General features: G+C 57.3%; 23 protein-coding genes. 3 read left to right on the top strand and 20 right to left on the bottom strand.

Going from position 1 to position 26,727, the window contains the following annotated elements:
• Positions 1 to 12 precede the first annotated feature (12 nt).
• The 18 genes from ACPT9Q_RS03750 to ACPT9Q_RS03835 form a co-directional block, all read right to left on the bottom strand.
• A complete protein-coding gene (locus ACPT9Q_RS03750; protein WP_017873033.1) occupies positions 13 to 423 on the bottom strand; it encodes a PIN domain-containing protein in 411 nt (136 codons plus the stop codon).
• Positions 410 to 628 carry a DUF2281 domain-containing protein gene (locus ACPT9Q_RS03755; RefSeq protein ID WP_427366370.1) on the bottom strand — a complete coding sequence of 73 codons (219 nt, stop codon included), beginning with the start codon at positions 626 to 628 and terminating at the stop codon, positions 410 to 412. The genes ACPT9Q_RS03750 and ACPT9Q_RS03755 overlap by 14 nt, the downstream gene beginning before the upstream one ends.
• A gap of 213 nt (positions 629 to 841) precedes the next feature.
• Positions 842 to 2,080 (bottom strand): 2-oxo acid dehydrogenase subunit E2, encoded by a 1,239-nt coding sequence (locus ACPT9Q_RS03760; protein WP_017873035.1) that lies wholly within the window; start codon positions 2,078 to 2,080, stop codon positions 842 to 844.
• Positions 2,019 to 3,065, bottom strand: coding sequence for a hypothetical protein (locus ACPT9Q_RS03765; RefSeq protein ID WP_427366371.1), 1,047 nt, complete (start codon positions 3,063 to 3,065; stop codon positions 2,019 to 2,021). Before ACPT9Q_RS03765 ends, ACPT9Q_RS03760 begins: the two co-directional genes overlap by 62 nt.
• Positions 3,066 to 3,863 (bottom strand): sorbitol-6-phosphate dehydrogenase, encoded by a 798-nt coding sequence (gene srlD, locus ACPT9Q_RS03770; protein WP_427366373.1) that lies wholly within the window; start codon positions 3,861 to 3,863, stop codon positions 3,066 to 3,068. It lies immediately after the preceding gene.
• Positions 3,860 to 4,903 (bottom strand): alcohol dehydrogenase catalytic domain-containing protein, encoded by a 1,044-nt coding sequence (locus ACPT9Q_RS03775; protein ID WP_017873038.1) that lies wholly within the window; start codon positions 4,901 to 4,903, stop codon positions 3,860 to 3,862. Before ACPT9Q_RS03775 ends, srlD begins: the two co-directional genes overlap by 4 nt.
• Entirely contained in the window at positions 4,900 to 6,417 is a 1,518-nt protein-coding gene (locus tag ACPT9Q_RS03780; RefSeq protein WP_427366375.1) for an FGGY-family carbohydrate kinase, read from the bottom strand. Before ACPT9Q_RS03780 ends, ACPT9Q_RS03775 begins: the two co-directional genes overlap by 4 nt.
• Positions 6,418 to 6,430: 13 nt before the next feature.
• Positions 6,431 to 7,402, bottom strand: a complete 972-nt coding sequence (locus tag ACPT9Q_RS03785) for a sugar phosphate isomerase/epimerase family protein (RefSeq protein WP_427366377.1) — start codon at positions 7,400 to 7,402, stop codon at positions 6,431 to 6,433.
• Entirely contained in the window at positions 7,392 to 8,936 is a 1,545-nt protein-coding gene (locus ACPT9Q_RS03790) for an FGGY-family carbohydrate kinase (protein ID WP_427366379.1), read from the bottom strand. Before ACPT9Q_RS03790 ends, ACPT9Q_RS03785 begins: the two co-directional genes overlap by 11 nt.
• Positions 8,936 to 10,102, bottom strand: a complete 1,167-nt coding sequence (locus ACPT9Q_RS03795; protein ID WP_427366380.1) for an MFS transporter — start codon at positions 10,100 to 10,102, stop codon at positions 8,936 to 8,938. Before ACPT9Q_RS03795 ends, ACPT9Q_RS03790 begins: the two co-directional genes overlap by 1 nt.
• Before the next feature lie 2 nt (positions 10,103 to 10,104).
• On the bottom strand, positions 10,105 to 12,147 hold the full coding sequence (gene pdhA, locus ACPT9Q_RS03800; protein WP_427366381.1) for a pyruvate dehydrogenase (acetyl-transferring) E1 component subunit alpha: 2,043 nt from the start codon (positions 12,145 to 12,147) through the stop codon (positions 10,105 to 10,107).
• A 5-nt stretch (positions 12,148 to 12,152) separates the two neighbouring features.
• Complete coding sequence (locus ACPT9Q_RS03805) at positions 12,153 to 13,340, bottom strand: mannitol-1-phosphate 5-dehydrogenase (RefSeq protein WP_427366383.1); 1,188 nt, start codon at positions 13,338 to 13,340, stop codon at positions 12,153 to 12,155.
• Positions 13,337 to 14,281 carry a carbohydrate kinase family protein gene (locus ACPT9Q_RS03810; protein WP_427366384.1) on the bottom strand — a complete coding sequence of 315 codons (945 nt, stop codon included), beginning with the start codon at positions 14,279 to 14,281 and terminating at the stop codon, positions 13,337 to 13,339. The genes ACPT9Q_RS03805 and ACPT9Q_RS03810 overlap by 4 nt, the downstream gene beginning before the upstream one ends.
• Positions 14,282 to 14,283: 2 nt before the next feature.
• Complete coding sequence (locus tag ACPT9Q_RS03815) at positions 14,284 to 15,237, bottom strand: sugar-binding transcriptional regulator (protein ID WP_427366385.1); 954 nt, start codon at positions 15,235 to 15,237, stop codon at positions 14,284 to 14,286.
• A 102-nt stretch (positions 15,238 to 15,339) separates the two neighbouring features.
• Positions 15,340 to 16,047: a ComF family protein gene (locus ACPT9Q_RS03820; RefSeq protein ID WP_427366386.1), complete on the bottom strand. Its 708-nt coding sequence runs from the start codon at positions 16,045 to 16,047 to the stop codon at positions 15,340 to 15,342.
• Positions 16,037 to 17,218, bottom strand: coding sequence for an Ig-like domain-containing protein (locus tag ACPT9Q_RS03825; RefSeq protein ID WP_427366388.1), 1,182 nt, complete (start codon positions 17,216 to 17,218; stop codon positions 16,037 to 16,039). Before ACPT9Q_RS03825 ends, ACPT9Q_RS03820 begins: the two co-directional genes overlap by 11 nt.
• 245 nt (positions 17,219 to 17,463) lie before the next feature.
• Positions 17,464 to 19,359 (bottom strand): methyl-accepting chemotaxis protein, encoded by a 1,896-nt coding sequence (locus ACPT9Q_RS03830; protein ID WP_427366390.1) that lies wholly within the window; start codon positions 19,357 to 19,359, stop codon positions 17,464 to 17,466.
• 11 nt (positions 19,360 to 19,370) lie between these two features.
• Entirely contained in the window at positions 19,371 to 19,925 is a 555-nt protein-coding gene (locus ACPT9Q_RS03835; protein WP_017874127.1) for a hypothetical protein, read from the bottom strand.
• Positions 19,926 to 20,726: 801 nt separating this feature from the next.
• On the opposite strand from ACPT9Q_RS03835, the gene ACPT9Q_RS03840 reads away from it, so the two are divergent.
• Positions 20,727 to 21,770, top strand: a complete 1,044-nt coding sequence (locus ACPT9Q_RS03840; RefSeq protein WP_427366391.1) for a diguanylate cyclase — start codon at positions 20,727 to 20,729, stop codon at positions 21,768 to 21,770.
• Positions 21,767 to 23,749: an HD domain-containing phosphohydrolase gene (locus tag ACPT9Q_RS03845; protein ID WP_427366393.1), complete on the top strand. Its 1,983-nt coding sequence runs from the start codon at positions 21,767 to 21,769 to the stop codon at positions 23,747 to 23,749. Before ACPT9Q_RS03840 ends, ACPT9Q_RS03845 begins: the two co-directional genes overlap by 4 nt.
• Positions 23,750 to 23,840: 91 nt before the next feature.
• Here the strand turns inward: ACPT9Q_RS03845 and ACPT9Q_RS03850 are convergent, their stop codons facing one another.
• Positions 23,841 to 24,818 (bottom strand): alpha/beta fold hydrolase, encoded by a 978-nt coding sequence (locus ACPT9Q_RS03850; protein ID WP_427366394.1) that lies wholly within the window; start codon positions 24,816 to 24,818, stop codon positions 23,841 to 23,843.
• A gap of 202 nt (positions 24,819 to 25,020) precedes the next feature.
• On the opposite strand from ACPT9Q_RS03850, the gene ACPT9Q_RS03855 reads away from it, so the two are divergent.
• Positions 25,021 to 26,010 (top strand): hypothetical protein, encoded by a 990-nt coding sequence (locus ACPT9Q_RS03855; protein WP_427366395.1) that lies wholly within the window; start codon positions 25,021 to 25,023, stop codon positions 26,008 to 26,010.
• A gap of 42 nt (positions 26,011 to 26,052) precedes the next feature.
• Here the strand turns inward: ACPT9Q_RS03855 and ACPT9Q_RS03860 are convergent, their stop codons facing one another.
• On the bottom strand, positions 26,053 to 26,718 hold the full coding sequence (locus tag ACPT9Q_RS03860) for a hypothetical protein (RefSeq protein WP_427366396.1): 666 nt from the start codon (positions 26,716 to 26,718) through the stop codon (positions 26,053 to 26,055).
• Positions 26,719 to 26,727 lie beyond the last annotated feature (9 nt).

Here is a 26,727-nt window from a genome sequence, read left to right on the forward strand (position 1 = left end):
TCGAGAAAGACACTAAGCTTCTGACGCTCTCAGAACCTCTTTCGGAGTCTTCCTCCCCCGTTCGGTTTGGTCAAAGTCGTGGTCGAAGCTCACGATGGTGAGGTCGTGCTTTTCGGCCACGGTGTACTGGTAGGCGTCGTCGAAGTCGAGGTGGTAGCGCTGAGCTGCCGAAATCAAAGCAGGGACATCCTGGGGAGTCAATCGGACAAGGCAAATCGCCAGGGACTCAAAGAGATCCTCAACGAGCTTGAGGAACACCTCATGCTTCCCCTGGCGAAAGAGAAAGACTCCAAGAGAGTACAAACTGAACTCTGAAACGAAGAGACTGCCCCGAGGCATCTGGCACAGAAACCTTTCGGCTTCATCCGCCTGTTCTCGCTCTAAAAGGACCTCGAGAATAACGTTCGTGTCAACGAGATACACCGTCTTGCCACCACTTCAGGATTTCGTGTTGCAGTTCCACAGAAGTAGACTGCAAGCCCAGCTCCTTTAAGGCACCCCTGAAACGGAGCTTTGGAAGCTCCTTTGCCTTTTTCATCTTCCTCTCTAAGAGGAACTCCACGAAATCCTCCACCTCCTGACGGAGCTCAGGAGGGAGTTCCCGGATTTTCTCTTCGAGAGTCTTCATGAGTTGACCTCCCCGCCAGAATTCCAGGAATATCTTAACTTCCTGGAGGAAGGTCTGCAAGAACTTCCAAGAAGCTCCCACAAGAACACCTCAACAACTGGCATTCTCCAGGCATCCCGGAAGCTCAGGCGATTCGCCAGACCACAAACAGTCCACAAGGGCAGGGCAAGGACAGACCGAAAAACGGCAATCCTTACCCTGACCCTGGAAACCTCAAAGGAGCAGGGCAAAGGGTTCTTCCAGAAGGGTTTTCAGAAACTGCATGAACTGGGCGGCAACGGCACCATCGACGATACGGTGGTCGCAGGAGAGGACAAGCTCCATGACCGCAAGGGGAACGATGTCCTTCCCGTCGAAGACCGGCTTCTTCTTAATGGCCCCACAGGCCAGAATGGCCGACTCCGGAGGGTTGATGATGGCCGTAAAGGCGTCAACACCGAACATCCCCAGGTTCGAAATGGTGAAGGTTCCCCCGGAAATCTCCTCCGGAGTGAGCTTGCCAGCTTTCGCCCGTTCCACAAGGTCGTGGAGCTCCCGGGTGATCTGGGCGATGCTCTTCCGCTCCACTTCCTTCACCACGGGAACGATGAGCCCGTCTTCTAAAGCCACAGCAACACCGATGTTGACATGCTCGTGGAAAACGATTCCCTCCTCCGTGAAGGAAGCGTAAAGCAGCGGATAACGTTCCAGGGCTTTAGCGACAACCTTGACGAGGATATCGGTGTACGAGACCCGGAGACCAGTTTCCTTCTCCACCAGAGGCAGCAGGCGTTCCCGCATCTTCACGAGTTCCTCGGCAAGGATTTCCTGGAAGACGAAAAAGTGGGGCTTCGTCCTCGCGCTCTCAACCATGCGCTGGGCAATGATCTGGCGCATCCGGGAAAGAGGAACGACTTTCCCCTTTACCTCTTCAGTCACCGGTGCCTCTTCCACCACGGGGATTTCCTGCTTTTTCGCCTCCTCAAGTGCTCTCTTTGCCCGCTCAACGTCTTCTTTGACGATACGACCCCCAGGACCCGTACCGGTGATGGTTGCAAGGTCGATGCCGTATTCCTGAGCGAGTTTTCGAGCAAGCGGTGAGGCTTTGATGCGCTCCTTTGCCGTCTCTGTTCCTGTTTCTGTCTTCTGAGTCATCACCTGTTCCCCAGCAACGCGCTCTCCAGCCTCTGGCTGCTCTCCTGGGGCCTTTTTCCCGGGAACAGGAACCTCTTCCCCCTCTTCCCCGATATAGGCAACAACCTCCGTGATGGGAACGGTAGCCCCTTCAGGATAGAGGATTTTAAGGACCACTCCTGAAGCAGGAGATTCCACCTCCATGTTCACCTTGTCGGTCGCCACCTCGAAGAGGGGGTCCCCCTTCTCCACCCGCTCGCCTTCCCGCACAAACCACTTATTGATGACCCCTTCTTCCATCGTCAGGCCGAGTTTGGGCATGATGACCTCTCTGGCCATGTTCCCCACTCCTTCCCTGTGTGAGCTCAAGAATCCGTCGAAGGTCCGCCTTCACCGGACCCTGATCCTCAAGGCAAATCCACCACGCTTCATGGGGATGCACAAGGATCTCCCGTTCCCCATCAAGGGCAAGCGCTCCCTTCCCCTGAGGGAGTTTCAGCGGTTCCCCAGGGAGAAGGAAACCAAACTCCTCCACCCCCACTTCCCGGACAAGCCCGGGAGCCAGAGGAACGGGTATTCGCTGGCCACCCTGTCCAACCCAGGCGAAGGCACCCCGGCGCTCTTTCGGGGAGATGCTCACCATTCTCCCGATGACGGCACTGAGACCGATATTTGCGGGACTGCTCTGCGTAACGGCGACGAAGCGAACCGTTTCCGGTTCCCATACCGCCCGGGTCCCCAGGACGTCTTTTTCCACAAAAACCACGTCCACCAGGGCGATATCCTCCCGGGTTCCTGAGAAACAGCGGAGCACCTTGGACCTTGAGAGAACCTCTGTCTTCGGCACCGCCCCTTCGAGGAAAAATCCCAAGGCCATTCCCCCCAGGGTGGGTTCCAGGGTGTCGGCAAAGACGTTATTCGTCCCACAGGAGAGAGAGAAAAGGGGGGTACTTCCGCTTTTTTTGGCCACCACCCGGTTCGTGCCATCACCACCAAACACAACAAGTGCTTCCACTCTCCCTTCCTGCACGGCCCACTCGGTGAAACGCAGGGTATCTGTAGCATCCCCAAAGGCCGGTGTGGGGGCCTTCTCAAAACAAATCCTCGGAGGAAACGTCGCCTCTCTCCGGGCCACCTCCACAAGTTCATAAGGGTCAGGCATGTAGACGAAGCAAAAAGACTCCCGAGTGACCCCCAGGAATCCCTGAAGGAACCGGATCAAAGCGGTGATTTTCTCTCGATTGCCAAAAACAGACCCCCACGCCACCAGCCGGCGGATGTCCTTCCCCGCCACCGGATTCACCACAAGGCCAACGCGCCGCATTCAGTGCACTTCCTGTCCACCAGTAACATTGATAGCCTGCCCGGTCATGTAGTCGGAGTAGGAAGAGGCCAGGAACACGGCAACGTTGGCCACATCCTCAATGGTGCACTCTCGCCCCAGCGGGACCTTTTCAATGTAGATTTTCCGCACCTGCTCCGGAGGAACACCGAGCTTTTTCGAATACTCTTTATCAAGGAGGTCCCACATGGGCGTGGCGAAGACGTTTCCCGGACAAATGGCATTCACATTGATCTTGAAGGGGGCAAGGTCCATGGCCGCGCTCTGGGTGAGACCGATTACCCCGAACTTCGATGCCGAATAGGCGGCAAGCCAGAGCCCACCACGCTTCCCTGACTTCGAGCTGATGTTGATAATTTTCCCGCTTTTCTGCTGTACCATGTACTTGGCCACTTCCCGGATACAGAGAAACGTCCCCTTGAGGTTCACGTTGATAATGGCATCCCAGACCTCTTCGGGAACGTCGGTGATGAAGTGGGCCCGGATAATGCCTGCGGAATTCACCAGGATGTCGATTCTTCCCCACCGCTCGTACACCCGGCGGGCCATTTCGGCAACCTCGTTGCTTTTTGTGACGTCCACCTTGATGGCCATGGATTCCCGGCCCAGTGCTTCGATTTCCTGAGCCGTTTTCTCTGCCCCTTCAAAGTTCACGTCGCAGCACGCCACATGGGCCCCTTCCTGGGCAAAGCGTATGGCAATGCCCTTCCCTATCCCTGACGCCGCACCGGTCACAATGGCGATTTTGTCCTGTAACGGCTGCGGATGCACACTCCTCACCTCACAAAGGAAATCACGGCCTTTAAGGCCTTCCCGCTTTGCACAAGCTCAATGCCTCTCACAATGTCCTCAAGGGGCAGCACATGGGTGATGAGGTCCCGTGCCGGGACCCTCTTTGCATAGATGAGCCGCGCTGCCTCCTCGTACTGGGAGGCGTGAGAGGCGAAGACGCCAAAAACCCCGATTTCCTTGTAGTGGACGATGTTGCTATTGAAGGTGATGGTGGGTTTCTCCTTTGGCAAACCCCCAAAGAGGCTGATCCTCCCCTGGGGGGCAACGAGCTCCAGAGCTTCCTCCTGGGCACTTCCTGACGAAGCTGCCACAATGACCACGTCGGCCCCTAACCCACCGGTGAGCTCAAGGACCCGTTCCCTCAGGTTCTCCCTCTGGGGATTGATATAGACGTCGGCTCCAACTCTCCGCGCAAGCTCCAGCCGCTCATCGGAAATATCGGCAAGGAGAATCTTCCCCGCACCGTGGTTCTTCGCCATGGCAACATGCATGCACCCGATAGGACCCGCACCAATGACGAGCACGGTCTCCCCAAGGCCAATGTGGAGATACGACTGGCCGTTGATGACGCAGGAAAGGGGCTCAATGAGGCTGGCCTCAAGGAGGTCCATATCCTCCGGGAGGACCAGGAGATTCCCCCGCACTACCCCTTCCCGGGGCATTTTCATGAACTCTGCAAATCCTCCAGGGTAATGGTACCCGATGTACTTCTGTTCCGGGCAGAGGTTCTGCAGACCCCGGCGGCAGTACCGGCACCGCCCGCAGGAAATTACAGTGATAACCGCAACCTTGTCCCCCACCCGGTACCCCTCAACGCCCTCGCCCACAGCCACAATTTCCCCAGCAATCTCGTGCCCCGTGATCTGTGGCGGTTTCACGTGGTGGTGACCGAACTGGAAGATGCGAACATCGGTTCCACAAATGGCGCAGGCCCCAACCCGGATGACCACTTCTCCCGGACCGGCCTCGGGTTCAGGAACTTCCCGAACCTCGATATTCCCTGGACCGAGAAAGACTGCGGCTTTCATGGCATTCCGCCCTCCTGAAGGATAACGGTTTTCAGCGCAGGGTACAAGCGCCGGTACACGGCAAAGCGTTCCTCATAGATTTTCGCCCTCTCCGGATCTGGCTCATACACCTCCCGAACCCGAACAAGGTCACACACCAGAGCCCCGAAATCTCGAATGTCCTCCTTTGCCTTTCGCCCAAGGAGCGCGGCGCCGAAACAGGCCGCTTCCGAAACTGAAAGGGTTTCAACCGGCACCCCGTAGATATCGGCCTTGATCCTGAGCCATACCGGGCTCTTTGCGCCTCCGCCAATCGCCCGGAGCCGTTCCACGGGAATCCCGGCATTCCGAAGAAGCTCGAGATTCAATTTCATCTCGTAACTCACACCCTCAAGGAGGGCTTTGATGAACTCTTTCTTTGTAGTATTGAGGGTGAGTCCCACCACCATCCCTGCCGAGCGGGTGTCAAAGTACGGTGTCCCCGTCATGGTGAAGTGGGGCAAAACCCAGAGGCTCGTGGGGTTTTCAGGAAGCCCCTCAAGGAGCACTTCGTAAGGGTCCTTCTTAAGGCAAGCGGCAACCTCCTTTTCCTTTTCCCCAAACTGGTCCCGAAACCAGCGCAGGAGCACCCCTCCGGTGAAATTGTACACCAAAGTCGTGTAAAGCCCCGGAAAGGCATGGTGGTAACAGCAGAGGTTGTTCCGCCACATGGCCTCCCCCCCGACGAAATGGGGAATTGCCGGGGCAATGCACTCTACCGTTCCCGTGGCGTCCATAGCAAGCCCCGGCTGGATGACACCCGCTCCCAAGGCTCCACAGGGCTGGTCATGACCTCCTGCAGCCACCACAATCCCTTTTCCCCATCCGAATGCTGCGGCGAATTTCTCCGGGACCTCCCCAAGGGGGGTTCCCGAAGGGTAAGGTTGAGCCAGGCGCTCAGGAGGAATCCCTGCAAGGTCGAGGATTTCTGAAGACCATTCCCCCCGCTCCACATGGAACATCATCGTCCGGGAGGCAAGGGGAAAACTTATGGCCGGAGGGAGCCCAAAGCGGAAGACGAGGAAATCCTCAAAGCACAGGAAATACCGGGCATTCTTGAAGACCTCGGGAGCGTACTTCTTCCACCAGAGGATTTTGTTCACCGTCCCGATGCCCGAGAGAGGCATCCCGGTGATGGCGAAAAATCGCTCTTCTCCAAGTTTTTCCCGGAAGAGAGAAACGAACTCGTCTCCCCGCGTATCGAAGGTGACAATGCTTCGGGCAAGAGGCCGACCCTCGGCGTCAACCGGAACCACTGCCTCTCCCTGGGAGGAGATGCCGATGCTCACCGGAGGGTCGTGACGGATGCCCTCGGCGACTTTTCGGAGGCAGCGCACGACCTTCCCAAAGACTTCTTCAGCATCGAGTTCACTCCACCCATTCCGGGGATGATGGAGGGGATATTCCTCATAGGCCCAGGCCCTGACGTTCCCCTCCTCATCAAAGGCGATGACCTTGCATCCCGTGGTGCCCACGTCAATTCCAAGGTAACTCACGGGCGTCACCTCTTCAGAGCAAACTCCGGATGTATCGGAAAGCTCCTAAGGCGTCGGCCTCTTTCTGGTAGGCCCGAAGAGTAGCTACGTCGATTTTCTCCACCATCGAAAGCATCATGGTGATGTTCTCGATGCTCACCTGGCACGCCACTTTTCCATCCTCCCGGTAGGGGAAGATATCAAGGCCGAGCCAGCCTTCGTAATTCGAGTGGTAGAGGTAGTAGAGGAATTCGAGGTTTTCGAAGAAGTGCACCGTTCCCACGGCTAAATCGTCATCCCAGTCCCGGAAGTTGTCGTTGAGGTGCAGGGCAAAGAGCTTCCCGAAGCGGTCAAGCAACGCCACAACGTTTCCTGGAGACTCCTTGCAGTTATAGGAGTGCCCGAGGTCAATGGTCACCCCGACGTTCGGGAGGTTCACCTCCCGGGCTAAGAAAAGCGCCACACCGGCGTTCGAGATGGTCGAGTGGGTCCGGGGCTCCCGGAGTTTGTACTCTAAACTCAGCTTCACACGGGGATTGTGGCTGGCAATTTCCCGAAGGGCTTCGATGAGAAGGTCCCACTGTGCCCGGTAGTCAATCTGGAAGGGGTAGTCAAAGCCATCCTGCCCCGGCCAGAGGTTCATCACCTCCGCCCCGAAATACTCGGCCATGTCCATCGCCCTCTTGGCAAGCTCAATGGCCCGCCGGCGCACGCCTTCCCTCTCCGACATCAGGCTCCCCAGGGCGAATACCGGGTCCCCGAAAAGGTCGACATCGCAGGACGCCAGGGCAAGTCCCCGGGCATCGAGCTCCCTTTTCACCTTTTCCGCCGTGTCCTCGTTGATGGGGCCTGGGTAGTGCATCATCACTCCTTTGAGGTCCGGAACAGAAGCAATGGCGTCAAGGGCCTTTTCAAGGGGAACATCCTCCTTGTACCCTCGTGGGCAGAACCGATCCGGACACGCCCCAAAAACCCAGATTCCTGTGGCAAAACCCTTACTCTTCACGGCTCTCCTCCTCTCCCTGGAGCATACTCAGGAGTTCGTGCACCTCTTTGAGACCATTGTACACCTTTTGATACACACTGTAGTACCGCCCGTAAGTTTCGTGCCGTTCTAAAGAAGGCTCGACCTTCCCCCGGAAACGCACCATCGCCGCAATACCCTCCCGGGCGTGCGCAAAGATTCCCGCTGCCTTCCCCGCAAGGATTGCCGTTCCCAGCGCCACGGCTTCCTCCGTTTCCGGAAGAAGCAGTGTTTTCCCCAGAATGTCTGCCTTCATTCTGAGCCACTCAAGGGAACGAGCACCTCCGCCAACAGCCCGCAGGTCTACAATGGGTAATCCAAAAGCCTCAAAAAGATCCAGGTTCACCTTCATCTCATAGGTGAGGCTCTCAAGGATGGCCCGAAAGATTTCCCAGCGAGAGGCCGCGAGAGTCAACCCCACAATGGCCCCCCGGGAGTGCTCGTCAAGGTAGGGAGTTCCCGAACCGGCAAAATGAGGGAGCACAAAAAGCGGCACTGGACCCTCTGGAAGGTGCTCAAAGAGCACCCGATAAGGGTCTTTCCCGAGTTCCCGGGCTTCCTGTTTTTTGTCAGGCGCTATGGCGTCACGGAACCACCGCACGAGAGACCCCCCTGAGGCGATGTACGCCAGGGTGATGTAGTCTCCCTCTGTGACGTGGGGATAGCAGCAGAACCCGTTCTCCATCATCTCCTTCGTGAGGAAGGGCGAAGGACCAATGTTGAGGGCCACGCACTCTGAGGTCCCAATGCCGTACATAGCTTCTCCGGGAGAACTCACGCCACACCCCAAAACCCCACAGGGCTGGTCGTGACCCCCGGTGGCCACAAGGATTTTTCCCCGGAGGCCAAAGTCCCTCGCGAGATCTTCCCGCAGGGAGCCGACAGGGGTTCCCGAAGGGAGAACCCGGGGGAGCCGTTCTTTAGAAATCCCCACTGCTTCAAGGATTTCCCAGGCCCAGGCTTTTCTCCGGACATCGAACATCATGGTCCGGGAGGCTAAGGAGTAGTCCATCGCCGGCTCCTCTCCCGTGAGGCGGAAGACGATAAAGTCCTCAACGCACGAGAACTTCCAGGTACGTTCAAAGATCTCCGGTTCGTGATCCCGAAGCCAGAGAATCTTATTCACCGTGTACATCCCATGAAGGGGCATTCCGGTCACTGAGAAAAGATGGAAAGGATCGAAGCGTTCTCGAAAGAATGCCACGTATCTGTTGGCCCGGACATCGAAATTGGCAATGGCAAAAGTCAGAGGCCGCCCATCCCGCCCCAGAGGGATCAGGGTTTCCCCGTGGGAGGTGACCGCCAGGGCGCTGATGGGCTCTCTGAGGTCTCTGCCCACCTCGCCCAAGGCAGTGCACACTGCTTCCCAGATTTTCTCAGGGTCAATCTCTAACCATCCGGGCCGAGGTGTGATGAAAGGGTACTCTTTCCCTGAGGAACTCAGGACTTCACCGTTTTCCCGAAAGGCCACGACCTTGCATCCGCTTGTCCCTACGTCAATCCCAAGGAGCGCCACTATGCCTTTCCCTCCCTGAAGAAACGACTCTGAGTCACACCGAAAAGCCCGGCAACGAGCACCAGGGCCACCAGAAAAACGAAACGAAGGCCAATGCGGTCTGCAAGAATCCCCATGGACCAGGGGAAAAAGAGTGCTCCAAGCCCCCCTGCGGCAACTGTGAGCCCAATGGCCGTGGCCTGAAAGGTGTTGACGTGCTGCGCCACCCAGGCCACAATGAGCGGCCACACCGCAGAGAATCCAAGTCCAAGAACAAGAAGAGCAAGAAGGGCAATGGAAACGTTCCGGGTGAGGTTGAAGAGGAGAAGGGCGAAGAAGCTCAGAAGAATTAAAAAGCGAAGCAGTACAAGGTAACTCGTCTTTCGGGCCAGAAGGCCAAAGACAAGCCTTCCTACGGTAATCATCCCCCAAAATATCCCCATGGCCGCTCCCGCAAGGGAAAAGCCTCTCTGGAGTTCCCGAACAAAATAGGTGCTCACCCAGGCTGAGGTGCCGATTTCTGCCCCGACGTACAGGAAGATGGCCAGGAAACTGGCAAAAAGCAGGGCCCTCCATTCCCTGAAAACCCGAAGACGTTTCAGGGAAAAGCCCTCGTTGTTCTCCCCAGCAAAGAGCTCCCGTTCCCGCAAAAGGAGGGCAAAGAGGAGCACCGAGAACGCCCCCGGGACGAAATAGAGTACCCTCCAGCTCAGCTCCCGCTCAAGGAGAAAACCCGCAAGGTATGGCCCAGAGGCAGCCCCAAGGCCAAAGGAAATCTGGCTGAGATTCAGGGCATACCCTTCCCGCCCGGGGAAGACCCGGGAGAGAAGTCCGGTGAGGGGAGCCTCGCAGAACCCCCCACCAATACCGGCGAGGAATATCCCCCACTCAATGGTGGTGAACTGATCCGCAAGGCTCACCACGAAAAACCCCAGAGCAAGAAACGCCTGGCTAGCCACAAGCACGGGTTTTTTCCCGAAAAAGTCACAGAGCGCACCACTCACAAACGTCGTCACCACGTAAGGAAAGTAGTACAGGGCGAAGAGACGCCCTGCTCTTGCCCCGGAAAGATGGAAAATGGCCATCCATTTGGGGAGTACTGCCCCGGTGATGAGCATAGACACAGCCAGGAAAAAGAACGCCACTCCAACGATGAATGAGAGCCGAAGTGCTGTCCAGCGTTCCATGGCTACCTGCCACAGAGCGTGCGTGCTGCTTTTACCACGTCTTCTACCCTCGGGATAGAATTGTCCTCAAGATAACGGCTGCAGGGAACGGGAGCATCAGCCGCTCCAAGGCGAACAATGGGGGCATCCAGGTAGTCGAAGGCATGCTCCATGATCTGGGCGGCAATCTCTGCCCCCGCTCCGCCGGTTTTACACCCCTCGTACACGATGATCACCCGGTTGGTCTTGCGAACCGACTGACAGATGGTCTCAATATCAAGCGGCAAAAGCGTCCTGGGGTCCACAACCTCAGCCTCAATGCCTTCTTTTGCCAGGACTTCTGCCGCCTCCAGGGCCACAAGGAGCATCCGGGAGTAGGCAACGATGGTGACATCCTTCCCTTCTCTCTTCACATCAGCAACCCCAATGGGGATGATGTACTCCTCCTCTGGTACCGGACCCTTGGTGTTGTAGAGCATTTTGTGTTCGATGAAGAGGATGGGATTGTCTTCCCGGATTGCCGCCTTCAAAAGCCCCTTGGCGTCAAAGGGTGTCCCGGGCATGACGACCTTGAGCCCCGGGACGTGGATGAACCAGGCTTCGAGGCTTTGGGCATGCTGGGCACCAGAGGAACGACCACATCCCCCTTCCGTGCGGATAACCATGGGAACCCTGGCCTTCCCCCCAAACATGTAGCGAATTTTGGCTCCCTGGTTCACCAGCTGGTCCATGCAGAGCGTCATGAAGTCAATGTACATGATTTCGCCCACAGGACGCAGCCCGGTCATGGCCGCACCGACACAGCACCCCACAATGGCCGCCTCAGAGATAGGGGTGTTGCGAACCCGTTCTCCTCCAAACTCCTGCCACAGGCCCCGGGTGACCCCATAGGCCCCACCGTAAAGGCCAATGTCTTCCCCAATGAGCACGACATTTTCGTCCCGGCGCATCTCCTCCCGCAGGGCTTCGTTTAACGCATCCCGGTAGGTGATGATGCGCATCGTCCCGGGATCGTACTCCTTGATGCTCCGGACGACCTTTGTCCCCTTCTTCCGTTCAAGCTCGGCAAAATCCTCCTCAACGTAGACGTCCTTTGTGATTTCCTCAAGGGGAGGATAGGGACTCTGTTCAGCAAAGGCTATGGCCTCTTCAATCTCCCGTTCTACCTCGTCTTCAATCGTCTTGAGCTCCTCTTCCTCAGCCACACCCTGCTCTAAGAGCCATTTCCGGTAGCGCTTAATGGGGTCTTTCGCCTTCCATTCCTGCTCCTCCTCCCGCGTCCGGTACGCCCGGGGGTCGTTTTTTGAGTGCCCCAGGTACCGGTAGGTCTTACACTCAATGAGCGTTGGTCCCTCACCCCGGCGGGCCCGTTCAGCGGCCTGCTCCACTGCTTCCTTCACCGCGAGAACATCCATCCCATCCACCACTACTCCAGGCATCCCATAGGCCTGGGCTCTTTCGGCAATGTCCTGGATGGGGAAGGCCTCTCGCACCGGCATGGACATGGCGTAGAGGTTGTTCTCGCAGACGAAGACCACCGGGAGTTTCCACACGGCGGCAAGGTTCAGCGCTTCATGGAATGCCCCGGTGTTGGCCGCTCCATCGCCAAAAAAGCATACCGTGACCTTTCCAGTGTTCTTGTACTTTGCCGTAAGCCCTGATCCCACCGCAATGGGAATACCTCCGCCCACAATACCGTTGGCGCCAAGATTCCCGGCCGTAAGGTCGGCAATGTGGAGCGATCCGCCCTTTCCCTTGCAGTACCCGTCGATTTTCCCGTAGAGCTCGGCCATCATCCGGTCAAGGCGCGCTCCCTTGGCGATGCAGTGGCCGTGACCTCGATGGGTTGAGGTGATGTAGTCATCAGGGCGAATAGCGTAACATGCCCCCACTGCCACCGCTTCTTCTCCGATGTAAAGGTGGGTTGTCCCCCGGATTTTATCCTGGCTGAAGAGGTCGCTTACCGTCTCCTCAAAGCGGCGAATACGCAGCATATCCCGGTACATGCCAAGAAGCCTCTCTTTGGTCTCTTTCTGCGCTGTTGAAACCTTCTCCTGAATCTCCATCCCACTCACCTCCTGCTCCTTTCTTCCTGAAATCGCCTGTACCAGCGCTCAATCGCTTTTCCCAGCTCACTCTCAGGATCCACCCCACAAACTCTCTCGAGCACCCCCCGCACTCCCTCCTCAGCGATCATCCTCTGCAGGGCTTTTGCCTCCTCATCTTTGGGGTAATCGTAAAGTAACGCCGCCGCACACCCACAGGCCACATGTTCAGGGAAAACACCCTGGGCAAGGCAGAAGAGCGCCCCTCCGATGAGACGGTCTTTTGGAGAGAGCTTCCGCAAGGGGTCCCTTCCCACCCGGACCACGGTGTCCATCATGGCAGGGTTGGCAAAGCGCGCCCTGAGGTCCCGAAGGTATTCTCTGTGTTCATCCCCGTTCCAGAAGGGGTACTTCCGGAAAAATGCCCGGGTAACCTCGTCCCAGGCACCGGAAAATACGCGCTCGATGAATGCATCTCCAAGGGCCTCGTGGATATAGGAATACCCTCTGAGGTACCCGAGGTACGCCAAAACGGCATGGCCCAGGTTGTGGAAAAAGAGCTTTCGTTCCTCTTCGGCCTCAAAGTGTTCCGTCCCCTCAAAGCCAAAAAGCGGTGGAAGAACTCCCCGAACCGCCCGGGCATCAAAAGGAAGCCGGGTGTAGGATTCCGCCACCACCCCCAGAGGGTCGGTCATACCGAAACGCTCATCGAGCACCGGAACCATTCGGGCGATGACCGTTCCCACAAAGCCCACCCTTTCTTTGAGAAACTCCATTCCTTCGGGAGAGAGGTACTGCTGCACCTTTTCCCGGAAAATGGCGGGGGCGTCCTTCAGATTCTCACAGAGGAAGACATTGAGGGGTTCAGGGTTGCGCATTCGGCGTTCCTCAATCCCCCGGGCAAGAAGCGGAGCCACCTGTGGGAGATTCTTCGCTCCTACGGCCGTGAGGACCAAAGCAGCAAAGGCGATTTTTTCAGCTACCGCCGCTTCTTCTTTCACCGAGAGAACCTCAATTCGGTCGATCACAACGTCCCGAAAGGTTCCGTCTTTCTCAATGAGCCGGAGGGGGTAACAACCCCGTTCCCGGAGTTTTGCCACAAGATCCTCGTTAGCCTCCACAAAGACAGTCCAGAGCCCCGACTCCTGAAGGAGATGCCCAATGAACCCCCGACCAATGTTTCCCGCTCCAAACTGCACACCAAAAAGTTTCATCCCATCCTCGCCTCGTGTTCTTCGATGAATCGCCGTACCGCCACGAAATCCCCCACACCCTCGGTCGCCCCCATGGCAGTTACGCACATGGCCCCACAGGCATTGGCAAACCGTCCCACCTCATAGAGGTCCCACCCCCGCAGGTACCCATAGAGGAATCCCGCGGCGAAAGCGTCCCCTGCTCCTGTCCCATCAACAGCCTGCACCGAAAAGGGCGGAACAAGGATCTTCTCCTTCTCAGTCATGATGAAGCTCCCTTCTGCTCCCATCTTGATGGCCACCACCCGAATGCCAAAGCTCAGGAAAAAGGAAGCCATATCCGCAAGACCGTCCTTCCCGGAGATTCGGGAGGCCTCGTCCCGGTTTGCAATGAAAATGTCAACAAAAGGCAGCACCGGAGCAATGGTGTCCAGCCACTTCCCCGTATCATCCCAGGCCGTATCAAGAGAGGTCACAACCCCAAACGCCCTTGCCCGGGCGAAAACCTTTGCCGTTTCCTCCCCATCGAATCCCGGCATGAGGAAACTCCCCGCCACGTGGACCACCTTCGCTCCTCTAAGGAACTCGTCCTTCACGTCCTCAGCCCGAAGAGCCTGGTTGGCCCCAGGGTAATGGAGGAAGGTCCGCTCCCCATGCTCATCAAGGAGGACCATAGTGGCTGAAGTGTGGTACCGGGGGTCCTTTGTAATACCCCTTGTGTCCACCCCATGGCGCTTCAGGGAGTTGATCACCACCTCTCCCAGGTCGTCGTCCCCCACTTTCCCCACCACGAGCACCTCCTCCCCGAGTTTACGGAGGTCCACTGCGGTGTTGTGGGCGCATCCCCCAACATGGAGCTCCATCTCAGGCACAAGGAGGAGTTTGCCTTTCTCCGGAAACCGGTTGATAGGCCGCCCCATGAGGTCAGCTACGAGAATCCCCACGCAGGTCACAAAGGACACAGCTATCCCTCCCTCTCTGCAAGCTCCATGACGCCTTTTGCCGTTTCTTCATCGGTGATGAGGATTTTGATGTACTTCCCCCTGAGCGCTCCAAGAATCGCCTCAACCTTCTCCTTCCCCCCGGCGATGCCGATGACGTTCTTCATTTTCCGGAGGTCCTCAAGGGGGAGAGCCACCGTTCGCCGGTGCAGGGGTGTATCGATGAGGTTTCCCTGCCGGTCGTAGAACTGACCGAGGATATCGCCGACCGCACCTTTCTGACGGAGGAGTTCGAGCTCGTGGTAGTCAATGAACCCTGTAAGGGCATAGATGGAGTGACGGGCATCAACCGTTCCAATCCCCACAAGCGACCAGCGGGTCTGCCGGGCAAGCTCCAGGGTTTTCTGGTTGATCCGCTCACTGAGGTAGAAATTCCGGATTTCCTCGCTCTCCACCACCGCTGGGGCATAGAGGTAGTAGCACTCTCCTTCAAAAATCGAGGCCAGCTTCTCTCCAATGGTGTATGGATTCAGCGAGGCAGAGGCAGTCAACCCCCCAACCAGGGTTACGAACTTAAGGTTCCGCACCCGGGCCCCCTGAACGGAGGAGGCCACGTGTTTTAGAGTCCTCCCCCAGGCAATCCCCACAAGGTCCCCATCCTGGAGCACCCGTTCAAGATACCAGGCACCAGCCCGACCAAGGCTTACGAAAAGGTCTCCACCTTGAGGGGTGGGAATGACCACAACATCCTCAAGATGAGGGAAAAGGCGGCGGAGTTCTCCCTCGATAGCAAGACAGTTCACATAGGGTGAAGCGATGGAAATGCGGACGATACCACACTTTTTGGCCCGATCGAGAAGGCGGGCCACCTTGGGCTGGGAAATACCGAGTTTTTTCGCAATCTCCCGCTGGGTGACCCCTTCCATGAAGTGCAACCAGGCCACCCGGGTGAGCAACTCCACCTCGTTGGTGCTCATGAATGGATATTCCTCAAAAGAATAATATTTCGAGAATATTCTGGCACATCCCGGAGAAATCGTCAATAATCTGACGATGGAAGAATCAAAATTCTCAGGACTTCACTTCCCGGAGGCCACAGCAAGCACCATCACGCTTCGACATCCAGCATCTTTCAAAGTCTGCGCAAGGCTTTCTGCGGTTGCGCGGGAGGTGAGAACATCGTCGATCACGAGGATTCGCTTCCCCAAGATGTCCTCTTTTCGCCTTACCCGGAATGCCCCCCGGACGTTCTGACGTCGTTCCTTTGCCTTAAGACCCACCTGGGGGAGCGTGGGCTTCACCCGCAGGACGCTCCGTGCAAGAACAGGAAGTCGGAATGCCCTCCCCACCTCCTGGGCAAGAAGGAGGGACTGGTTGAACCCCCGGGTTTTCTCCCTTGAAGGGTGCAGAGGCACAGGGAGAACACCATCGACATCCAGAAGAAAGGGGAACTCTTCGCAGTACCGGACAAGGAGGAGACCGAAAAACCCTGCCAGAGACACCACCCCTCCGTACTTGAAGGCGTGGAGAGCTTCCCGAACGGGTGACGTGTACGCGCTCACCGCCCGGGCGAACTCAAAGTGGTACCGGAAACGGCGGCACACGTGACAGAGGAGAATCCCAGGATGCGGCACAGTTCTCCCGCAGCGAAAGCACACCCCTTCCCGGAGGTAAGCGACCGAACTCTGGCAGCGCTCACAGAGGGGGAAACGGGAGGGAAGCGCAACGTATGCCCCGCAGACCACACAGTGCTGGGGGAGGAAAAAGTGGAGGAGACTATCCATCATTTACCGGCAAAGACCAGGAAAGGGAGTACGGAGTGAACTGCAGGTAGGCTTCCACGGTGAACATCCCTGGCTTTTGCGGGATGAGCGTAAACGACGCCTCTCCCTGGGCGTCGGTGACGACGCTTTGCTGCTTCACAGGATTTCCCTCTTCCCTGAGGTACACGTTCACGGTTTTCTCAGGACACGGGTTGCCATAGGTATCCCGTACCTGCACTCTGAAGGTCAAAGGTTCCCCAACTCTCCCTGAGGGAGGGAGCACAGAGAGGTCCTCGAAAAACCGGGGTGCTGCGGCAAGAACCGTGACCGAAAAGGCGAGAGAGGGGACCTCCCAGAAAGGAAGACGAGCTTCAAGCGTGTAGTCCCCCACTTTTCGAGGCATGGCAATCTCACCCACGCACTTCCCGGAGGAATTCGTTCGCTCGTTCATCCCAAGGTCACGCCAGACCACCCGTTTCTCCCCTTCCCAGGGAACCAGAACTTCCCAGGTGTTTTTGTTCCCCTTTACGCCCTCGATGGTTACCTCTTCATCGGCCGTCCCAAAGACCCACACCCCCTCAGGCGTCCAAAGAGCCCGGGACAGAAAAATCACCGGAGGGGTCCGGTCACAGAGGATATTGCTTCGGAATACTTCCTTCCCCTCAAGCACAACGCAAAGGACGTTTTCCCCCTCCTCAAGGGGAAGCTCAAGCGCGACCTCCCTCTCCCTGTGATACCGATCCCTCATCAAAACTTCCCCGTTTATCGCAACCAGGAAGGATCCCCGCACAGTAAAGCGAAAAGGAACACAGGAATCGGCAACACAGGAAGGCGGGACAAAGAGAACCCGAAAAGAGGGCAAAGCCTCTGCGGTACTCTGTGGCGTCGCAGGACCTCCCGGCATCAGCACAGGGAAGCTCGCGAGTTTCTTTATCCCCCGACCGATGACCTCAACCACCTCAGTGCAGGGAAAATCCGGAGCCCGATACCAGCCGTCTTGCGTGATGGTTCCGTACCGGGCGCTCCAGAAAAGTGGAAAAGAACAGCTTCCCCGGCAGGCAACCTGGAAGTGGAACTCCTCCCCGCAGAAAAGATGCAACGGCACATTGACGACGGTAAAATCCCAGCCTGAATTGCAGGACACTGTAAAAAGGACTATCCCGAGAACGAGAACGATACCTGGAACGTTCCGCATAGACTGCAAAAGCACTGGTACAAGGACTTTCCTGAATTCTACAGGGGAGAAGAAGTACCTGTCAACGACTCGAGTTCAGAAAACACCTAAGGGGGGCCAGGTGTTCCCTGGCCCCCCTTAGGTGCAAGGAGGGGAAAGACTTCTAATAGGAGGTGCTAGTGGGGTACTCTTTTCACTTTTCAAGGGAAATTATACAGGGGACCTCCCTTGCCGTCAAGGGGGTCCAGGGAAAATTCCAGGAACACCTACACCCTGAAATGGGCCACCGATTGCGTCAGTTCTTCGGCAAGCTGCGCGAGTGCCTTGGCAGAAGTGGCGACTTCCTCCAAAGCTGCACTCTGCTCTTCAGTAGAAGCTGAAACCTCTTCGCTTGAAGCGGCATTCTCCTCTGCAATGGCAGCAAGAGCGGCAATCCGCTCAGCCATGGTCTGCAGGCTTCGGGTGATATCTTCAACGGCGTTACCGATGCTCTCCGAGAGCGTCCCCGCCTCTTCCTGAGCCCGGACAATCTCCCGCTGGGTGCGTTCCAGCGCTTCCGCTGCCCCGGCAATACTGGTGATACTCTGAACAACCTGCTCGATCGCTTCGAGGATTTTCCGGAAGCTCGAGGCGATGTTCTCACCTCTCCTGACCCCTTCACCGACCTCGCCCTGGGCTTTCTCCATCCGCTGCACCGCCACCTGGGTATCTTTTTGGATTTCCGCAATGAGGACGGCAATCTGCTGGGCAGCCTGGGCCGAGCCCTCAGCGAGTTTGCGCACCTCTTCAGCCACAACGGCAAAGCCCCTTCCGGCCTCTCCGGCTCGAGCAGCCTCAATCGCCGCATTCAGAGCAAGGAGATTCGTCTGTTCAGCGATTCCGGTGATGACATCCACAATCTTTCCGATTTCCTGGGAACGGGCTTCAAGCTGTGCAATGCCCTGACCTACTTCCTGAGTCACCGAGGCGATGGAGGAGATGGTCTCAAGGAGATGCGTCAGAAGCTCCTGGCCTCTCCGGGCTTCTTCTCCGGTTTCACGACCTTCCTGCATGGTACGCTCAACTTCTCTGCGCATTTCCACAAGCGCTCGGGTGTTCTCCTCAAGCCGTTCATCAAGGACGGTCTGGAAAAGATGCGTGCTTTTCTGGCTTGCTTCCTGTATCCTGAGGGCCTGACCGTGAATACCCCTGGCATCTTCACTGAGACGGCTCAGCTCCTCTCCTTGCCGGCTTGCTCCGTGAGCAACCTGAGAGATGGTCTGGGCGATCTCCTGCGTGGCTTTCGAGACCTCTTCTGCGGAAGAGTGGAGATTCTGGCTTGAAGAGGACAGCCTTTCTGCAGCGTGGATAACTCTCTGCACTGTTGCCCTGAGGCTTGCTATCATCCCCGTGAAGGCCTGACCCAGGACTCCAAGTTCATCCTGAGAGGAGAGGTTGCAGGAAGCAGTGAGATCCCCCTCCTGCCCCAGGCGGGCAAGATGCACAAGGGCCTGGAGAGGTCTTGTGATGCTCCGGGTGGTCACAAGGGAAAGCATGAGCGAAACAATAATCGCAAGGACAATAAGGAACAGGGCAAAGCGTTGATTTCGCTGGAAACTGCTGTACGCTTCCTTCCGGTCCTCCTCAGCCAGACGGAGGTTCACCTCCGTCAGCTGGTCAAGGAAATGCCGCATTTCCTCGAACTTCTCCTTTGCCTGCCCCAGGGTAAGGTCGATGGCCAGAGTACGCCCCTCACGGGTATCGGCCTTTCTCCCCTCCACGACCTGGCGGGAAAGCCCCACCCACTCGGCCCTGGCCCGCTCATACTCTGCAGCGAGCTGCTCCTCCTCAGGATGCTTCGGCAACGCCCTGTACTTCTCCCACCGTTCCTCGGATTGCCTGAGATTCATTTCGTAGTCCTCAAGGAGCTTGCGGAAGACCTCCGAATCCGTCTTGGCAAAGATCATGGACCGCTCGGCCACGAGAAGCTGCTGCAGGTCTCGGTCAATCTCGAGGATATAGTCTAAAGCCGGCAGACGAACGGTGTGAATCTCCTCGAGATTCCGGTAAATATTCCGGGAGAGGAAAATCCCCAGGTACCCCAGTACCCCCACAAAGGCAATGACGGCGAGAAACCCCAGGAGAATCCTCGTACCAATTTTCCTTCGAGAGCTGAGCGCCATCTTTCCCTCCTTCACTCTCCAAGGAACGCATCCACATCAATGCCCACCACAATGACCCCAATGACCTTCCCTTCCTCCCGCACCGGGACCGAAATCTGGACCGAATAGGTCTGGGTACTCTCGTCGAACTCCACATCGCTGATGTAGAGAACCCCTTCTTCCCCCCTGAAACACTCGGTGAACTTTGCCTCGTCCCCCTGCCAGTAGTCCGAAGTCTTCCCCGTTGCCGCCACGAGTCCTCCCTGGTTGTCAGTGACGAAAATCTCGGCAAAGTACGGGGCGCTTGACTGGAGCTTCTGCAGTTCCTGGGCGCATTCATTCTCCAGGTAGGGTTTCATGAAATCCGCAATGCCTGGAGTCTTCACCCAGCGTTCGTCAAGGGCCTGAATGTCCTCAAGCGTCATGCCTTGAGCATTTTGGTCTTTTACCGCTTTCACAATAATCGGATTTTCGCCCCACCGCATGAGTTCGTTCTGGGCAAATTCCACGATTGCTGCAGGAGCCTTTTCTGCGGAAAAGGCAGCACTGGAAACGGCGAGCAAGAACACCAAAACCGCGCAGAACATCCAAGACAGCCTCCTCATGGTTAATTTCATACGGCTTCTCCGCGTCAAGAACAGGCTCAGCATTCTGGATAGTTCCCCAAAAAGCCTCTCTCATCCTGCCGGGGAAAGCCTGCAGTACTCAGTAGATAAACCATGTTGCCATTCCCCTGCAGGACACACGGTGACCCTCACCAGTCACCCAGAAAGACTCCTCTTGAAGACCATTCGGCCAGCGATGCTCCTGCTGGAAGCGACAAGGAGTCCTGAGAAAAAGAGCGCTCTGTAGCCGTCTCTGGAATGAGAGGGCAGGCCTGAAAGAAGGGGAACAAACAAGAAATTCTGGAAGGCCTAAAGTTCCCTGAACCCCTGCCGATTATTTGTCATGGAAAGCGCAGGAAGTGTTCGAGGCCATGGGGTCAGCACTGTGCTGGTGTTACCTGTCGTCAACTTCCGGATCGACTTCGGGAAACTGGAGGAAGAGGTGGCCAAGAGATCCAATTTCCCAAAATGGGGTATCCCCTCGCCTGCCGTGCCAAAACACGAAGACCCAGACATCCTGACGAAAGCCAGATCGTGGCACCGGTGTGGGGAAACCACTTCGTCCCCATCATCGTTGCAACTGCTGCGGTCCTGGTAGCCCTCCTGGTCTTGCGGACAAGCACATCCCTGATCCTGCCCATGCAGAAACACCACACGAGAGAAACAGCTTCCCTGAAGCAGTCAACCCGGTGTCCCCTGCCCCGGATGACGCAGAAACTGCAGGAGCTTGTTGGGCAGTTAGGAGTATAATGGTATAATTTTCCCCAAAAGGGAGGAGGCCCGGTGGCCCGGAAAATCTTCCTCGTACACCAGAACGATCACGACCTCCTGCGCCTTCATCCCCTCCTTGAGGCGAACGGGTACACTGTTGAGGTAGTCCACGAGGACGCCGCCTTCTCCCAAGGAGAACACCCTGACTTTGTGCTCCTCCCCTGGTCCCTCTACGAGCGGGGACGGCTCAACCTCCTCTTCCTTGAGGGGATTCCGGCCCCCGCCTGGATTATCTCCCGGGACCGCCGGATACTCGCCCAGAACAGAGCCGCCGAAAGGGACTGGCAGACAAAAGTTGGGGAGTACTGTTTCCTTGCCATCCGCAAAGGAGCGGCCCTTCGGGGAGAATACCGGAAAGCCCTGAAGCGAGGGGTTATCCTCCCGGGAACCCGGTGCTATTTTTGCCGGGCCGATGAGGCCCTGCGGGAGAGCCAAACCATTCGGTGCGAAATCAGGTGGAGGAAACGTTTCTTTGATGTGTTCTGGGTCCCCTTAGGTGAAGACCTCTACCTCCACTACCTCCACGATATCACCCCGTACCGGGAGATGGAGCGAACCCTCCGCTTTCTCGCCTTCCACGATCCCCTCACCGGAGCCTACAACCGCCGCTCTTTCTTCGAAATCCTTTCCCGGGAAATTGCGCGGGCAAACCGCCGCAGCGAGACGTTCTCCCTGCTCTTTTTTGACCTCGACCACTTCAAAGTGGTGAACGATCGCTTTGGCCACGTCACCGGAGACCGGGTCCTGCAGGAGGTTGCACGAGCCGTGCAATCGGCAATCCGAAAAATGGACTTCCTGGTCCGCCTGGGAGGAGATGAATTCGTGGTCCTCCTTCCCACCACCGCAAAAGACGAGGCCAGGCAGGTGGCCGAAAGAATCCAGGAGGCTATACGGGCCATCGGTGAACACCTGGCGTTTCCTCTTTCGGCGAGTTTCGGTGTGGTCGAGTACACCCAGGGGGAAACCCCCGACACCCTCCTCAGCCGGGTGGATGCTCTGGCGTACCGGGCAAAGGACCTTGGGCGAGGTCGCATCGAAAACGGGGAGGGAGCATGATGCGAAAGGGCGTGCTCTTGGGGATAGGGGTAGCGATCTGGGTTCTGGCGCTTCTGCCCTCTGGGGCTTTTTCCCAGGACACCCCGATCAGAGTCCTCATCGACAGGGATTACCCGCCCTTTGCCTACTACGACGATGAAGGACGCTTTGTGGGGGCGTCGGTAGAGTTCTGGAGGATGTGGGAAGAGCGAACCGGAATCCCTGTGGAACTTCTGCCAACGGAGTGGGCAAAAGTGCATGCCCTTATCCAGGAACGCCAGGCAGACCTTGTGGACACCATCTTCTACACTCCCGAGCGGGCAACCTACCTTGACTACATCCAGCCCCTTTTCCGGGTCACCTCAAGCGTGTACTTCCGGAAAACCCTGAACATCCATTCCCTCTCAGACCTCACTCCCCACGTTGTGGGCGCCAAAGCAAAAGACGCCTTAGTGAATCTCGCCCTTTCCCTCAATCCCTCCCTGCAGCTTCGGCTCTATCCCAACTACAGCGACATCGTCCTTGCGGCACAACGCCGAGAGATCGATTGCTTCCTCATGGACGATCCTCCGGCGAACTTCTACCTTGTCAAATACGGGCTTCTGGCTGACTTTTCCCGCCTTCCTCTCCCTGTGGAGAATTTCCTCCACCTTGCCACCTGGAAGGGGAATACGAAAGTCGTACAGCTTGTCAAAGCGGAACTCTCGAAATTTTCAGAAAAAGAGCTCCACGACCTCCTTCAATCGTATCTTGTCACCGCCAGGGAATATCCACCCTGGCTTTTCCGGGGGTTGCTCATCGCTGCCCTGAGTATCCTCGGCACAATCTCCGTCCTTGCAGCGCTCAACAGGAGGTTGCAGAGGCTTGTGCGACAGGCCACCGCTCAGCTCGAGCGCGCACTGGAAGGCGAGGAGAGGGCGAGGCGAAAGCTCCTTGAGGCGCTTGAGGTCACCGCACTCCTTCCCCTTCTTGAGGTTGGAGAAAGGGAGTTCCTCTCCCGCATGCTCGACCTTGCCCTGGGGATGGTCCCCAAGGCTTCCATGGGAGCTGCTCTCCTCATCGATGAGAAAGGAAGAGGAGAAATCGTCGCCGTCCGGGGTCATCGAGAGAGCCTCCTTGGGTTTACCTTTGAACCGGAGGAGCTCATCGTGAAAGAGCGGGTCACGGTGGTGAAAGACATCCTCAGCCCGCACCGGAAATTTTCGTCCCCCGAGAAGTACAGAGAGCTCATAGAGGGTACCGAACCGGTTGCCGAAACTCTGGTCGTTCCCCTCACGTGGGAAGGGACATTCTTCGGGCACCTCACCCTTGACCTTCCCAGAGGAACGCAGGACGCTTTCGACGGCGGTGATATCGCTCTTGCCGAGCAGCTTTCCCGAATCTGCGTGGCCTTTCACGCCCTGCGGGAGTATGCGAGAAAGGAGGAATCTTTCTTTGAGAACCTCCTTGTGGCTCTCGCCAGGGCCTTAGAGTACTACGACAGTGCCACCCTGAAACACTCTGAGGTCTCCGCAGAGTATGCGCTGCTCATTGCCCGACGCCTTGGGCTTGAAGGACGGAGGGCGAAAAGCATCCGCTGGGCTTCCCTGGTCCATGATATTGGGAAAATCTTCATTCCCCAGAGTATCCTCCGAAAACCGGGTCCTCTCACTCCGGAAGAGTATGAACTCGTGAAACTCCATCCCCTGAAGGGCGAGGAGATCCTGAAAAGCGTCCGGGGCCTTGAAGACGTTGCCCGGATCGTCCGGCACCACCACGAGCGCTTCGACGGCCTGGGATACCCGGACGGCCTGGCAAAAGAGGCCATTCCCCTTGAAGCCCGCATCGTCGCCGTGGTGGATGCTTTTGAGGCCATGACGAGCAACCGCCCCTACCGCAGGGCGATGAGCATAGCGGAGGCCATTGCCGAACTCAAGCGCTGCGCGGGCACCCAGTTCGATCCGGAAGTTGTGAAGGCAGCCGTGGCGGTGATTGGGGAACTCATCCTCTCCTCTTCCTGACTCCCCGGCCCGTTCCCGAAAACCCCAGGGCTTCCTGGTGCCTCCTTGAACCCTCCAATAGCTGGGGTAGCGTACAGTGCCGGAATCGTTTTCACCGCAAAGCCAGGGCGTTGCAGAACTCGACGACGACTCTATAGAACTCCTCCGGGTGGGTCTCCATCGGACAGTGCGAAGCCCCGGGAATGACCACAAGAGGCGTTTCGGGGAAAACCTCCCGGAACTTCTCAGCCTGCCGCTTCGGCACAAAACGGTCCCGCTCTCCCCAGAGAAGGAGAAAGGGCGGGTGGGGTCTCCCCGAAAACGCGGCAAGCCGAAGCGACGAGGCCTGGTTCACAAGGCTCAGGAGACTCCGGGCAGTCCCCGGAAGCCGAAGCGGCGCAAGGTACCCTTCTACTCCAAAAGCGCTTGGTTTTCGACCGTAAGCTCTGGCAAGGAAGCGGCGAACACGTGAAGGGGCAAGAAAGACGTTCCGGATAAACGTCACCCAGCATCCTCTCAGAGGAGGAAAAGTCGTGAAGACCCTGAGGAAGCGCAGGGAAGGACCCCGGAAGGCTGCATCCACAAAAAGCACGCCCAGGAAGCGCTCCGGCTCCTTGAAGCTCATAAGGAAAGCGATTTTCCCACCCATAGAGTGCCCGACAAGACACCAGGGAACATGGGAGAGGTCCTCAGGAAGAAGGGTTTGATCAAGGAACTCCAGGAAATCAAGGAGCAGCCGGGCCTGTACTTCTGCTCTCAGCAACCGTCCCGTTATCCTCTGGCTATACCCAAAGCCAGGCAAATCCACCGCCACGATGCAGTATCCCTCCTGGAGGAGAAAGTCCGGTGCGTACCGCCAGGAGAACGTTGACCCACCCAGACCGTGGATGAAGAGGATTTTCCTTCTGGGGTGCTCGGGAAACCACACCCGGTAGTGAAGGAAAAGACCGCCTTTCTCCCAGAAACGCCCGTTGGCAAAGGGCGATTCCTGGCACAGGCCCCAGGAGGTTGAGAAAAGCACAAGGATTACGGGGATCCAGGGTACGCTTTTCAGGAAAACCCAGCGTCGCTTAACCGCCTTTTTCCACATCCGGCAACCCCCGGGATCACAGTGTACGATCCCCCTAAAGAAACTGTACCAGAGACCCTCCTCTCCTGCAAGAATTCCAGGGAAGACCGTGGTCAGAAAGCACAACCAGAGACTCAGCAAGCGCGCCAGGACTTGCCTTTCAGGGGATTCTCAGGGATAATATTGCCATCGCCCTGGAGAAGATGGACAGGAGGAGCAGGGAGTGCAGCCTGGAAAACCCAAACCGAAAATCACCCCCGCAGTAAAGCGGGAAATCATTCAGATTGTTGATGAGCGCATCCGGGAAACCTATGGGGGCACGGAGGGCCTTGTTGAGCTTCGGGATACCCTCAGGGACCTGGGAACCATTGTCGGCGAGCTCGTCAAAGTAGAGCAAAGGAGAGAGGAAGATTTCACCAGGCTCATTGGCCACGTCGAGAAGCTCACCGAAGCCCAGAAGAGGACAGAGGAACGGATTGAGGCGCTCGCTGAAGCCCAGAGGAGAACCGAGGAACGGGTGGACAAGCTCACCGAGACGGTGGAGGCCCTCACTGAAGCCCAGAAGAGGACGGAGGAACGGATTGAGGCGCTCGCTGAAGCCCAGAGGAGAACCGAGGAACGGGTGGACAAGCTCACCGAGACGGTGGAGGCCCTCACTGAAGCCCAGAAGAGGACGGAGGAACGGATTGAGGCGCTCGCTGAAGCCCAGAGGAGAACCGAGGAACGGGTGGACAAGCTCACCGAGACGGTGGAGGCCCTCACTGAAGCCCAGAAGAGGACGGAGGAAGAGATCAGGAGCCTGTCAGCGGGCCTCAAACGGACCCGGGAAGAGCTCGGAGGGCTTTCCCGAAGCTTCAGCTATGCCTTTGAAAACGAAGCGTACCGAATGCTGCCCCGGGTACTCCAGGAGAAATACGGGTTCAGGGTAACGGAGCGGTTCGTTCGGATAGACATAGGTGGTGTGGAGGTTAACTTCTTCGGTAAAGGAGAGCGAGAAGGGAAACCGGTGTACTTTGTGGGAGAAGCCAAAATCCGCCTCGATGGCGGGAAAGAGAGGGTCTTTCAGGAACTCGAGCAAAAGGCGAAAGCGGTGCAGAAAGAGTACGAAGTGACTGACATTGTGAAAATCCTCGTCACCCACTTCGCCACCCGGGGGTTCCTCCGGAAAGCCGAGGAAAAAGGCGTTATCGTTATTCAGAGCTACGAATGGTGACTCAGGTTACCTTCCCCCAGGGTTGCAGGAAATTCCTCCGTCTCACTGGGGACTGTACCTCCCTCCAGGTTCCCCAGAGGACTTCTGGGCAAGAACCGCCCCTTTAAAAATCACATGGTAAACCTCGGCGTACCCCCGCTTCCGTTCCCCTCCCTCACCCTCAGACATCACAAGGCCCCAGGCAGACCCATCCGTATACATCCAGCCAAAAGTCTTTGCCGGAAGCCAGACGTACCAGAAGGCCTTTCCACGCTCGTCGACGTTCCAGGGAGACCTGGGCCAGATACAGAGAGGGGTCACCACGAGATGATAGGTCGCTCGCGGGACAAGACCCCGAAGGGTGAAGCTCTGGGGGTTGGCCTGCTCGTAGTACCGACCATCCCGGCTCAGCACATACTGGGCAGGGACGTCGCAGAAGTACACGGGATAGGTGTAGCGGAGGTCTTTCCGCCACCACGCCTCAGAGGGAGGCTGCGATGGCTCGATAAGCGAAATTCTGTACCCCACAGTAATCTGCCTCAGGGGCAGGTAGTAGAAGGTGATGCCTCCGGCCACACCCTGGTCGGACTCAAAGATGGGCGTGACTTCCGGGGTAAAAGGGGGAAAGGCAACCGAAGCCTCTCCCGTGAATTCCTGGGCCAGCACGGGAAGACAGAAAAGAAGAACGATTGCCGTACTTCCAAGAAACTGCAGGAATCCCCTCCTCATGTCGCTGCC

Origin of the sequence: Candidatus Caldatribacterium saccharofermentans (genome assembly GCF_050267035.1) — a bacterium.
Lineage (GTDB): Bacteria > Atribacterota > Atribacteria > Atribacterales > Caldatribacteriaceae > Caldatribacterium > Caldatribacterium saccharofermentans.

Bases quoted from the DNA above. Each gene is read 5' to 3' on its own strand.
- ACPT9Q_RS03830 (WP_427366390.1), bottom strand. From the start codon at position 19,359: ATGGCGCTCAGCTCTCGAAGGAAAATTGGTACGAGGATTCTCCTGGGG.
- ACPT9Q_RS03775 (WP_017873038.1), bottom strand. From the start codon at position 4,903: ATGAAAGCCGCAGTCTTTCTCGGTCCAGGGAATATCGAGGTTCGGGAA.
- ACPT9Q_RS03845 (WP_427366393.1), top strand. From the start codon at position 21,767: ATGATGCGAAAGGGCGTGCTCTTGGGGATAGGGGTAGCGATCTGGGTT.
- ACPT9Q_RS03850 (WP_427366394.1), bottom strand. From the start codon at position 24,818: ATGTGGAAAAAGGCGGTTAAGCGACGCTGGGTTTTCCTGAAAAGCGTA.
- ACPT9Q_RS03860 (WP_427366396.1), bottom strand. From the start codon at position 26,718: ATGAGGAGGGGATTCCTGCAGTTTCTTGGAAGTACGGCAATCGTTCTT.
- ACPT9Q_RS03795 (WP_427366380.1), bottom strand. From the start codon at position 10,102: ATGGAACGCTGGACAGCACTTCGGCTCTCATTCATCGTTGGAGTGGCG.
- ACPT9Q_RS03765 (WP_427366371.1), bottom strand. From the start codon at position 3,065: ATGCGGCGCGTTGGCCTTGTGGTGAATCCGGTGGCGGGGAAGGACATC.
- ACPT9Q_RS03825 (WP_427366388.1), bottom strand. From the start codon at position 17,218: ATGCGGAACGTTCCAGGTATCGTTCTCGTTCTCGGGATAGTCCTTTTT.
- ACPT9Q_RS03755 (WP_427366370.1), bottom strand. From the start codon at position 628: ATGAAGACTCTCGAAGAGAAAATCCGGGAACTCCCTCCTGAGCTCCGT.
- ACPT9Q_RS03760 (WP_017873035.1), bottom strand. From the start codon at position 2,080: ATGGCCAGAGAGGTCATCATGCCCAAACTCGGCCTGACGATGGAAGAA.
- pdhA (WP_427366381.1), bottom strand. From the start codon at position 12,147: ATGGAGATTCAGGAGAAGGTTTCAACAGCGCAGAAAGAGACCAAAGAG.
- ACPT9Q_RS03815 (WP_427366385.1), bottom strand. From the start codon at position 15,237: ATGAGCACCAACGAGGTGGAGTTGCTCACCCGGGTGGCCTGGTTGCAC.
- ACPT9Q_RS03805 (WP_427366383.1), bottom strand. From the start codon at position 13,340: ATGAAACTTTTTGGTGTGCAGTTTGGAGCGGGAAACATTGGTCGGGGG.
- ACPT9Q_RS03820 (WP_427366386.1), bottom strand. From the start codon at position 16,047: ATGATGGATAGTCTCCTCCACTTTTTCCTCCCCCAGCACTGTGTGGTC.
- ACPT9Q_RS03835 (WP_017874127.1), bottom strand. From the start codon at position 19,925: ATGTTCTGCGCGGTTTTGGTGTTCTTGCTCGCCGTTTCCAGTGCTGCC.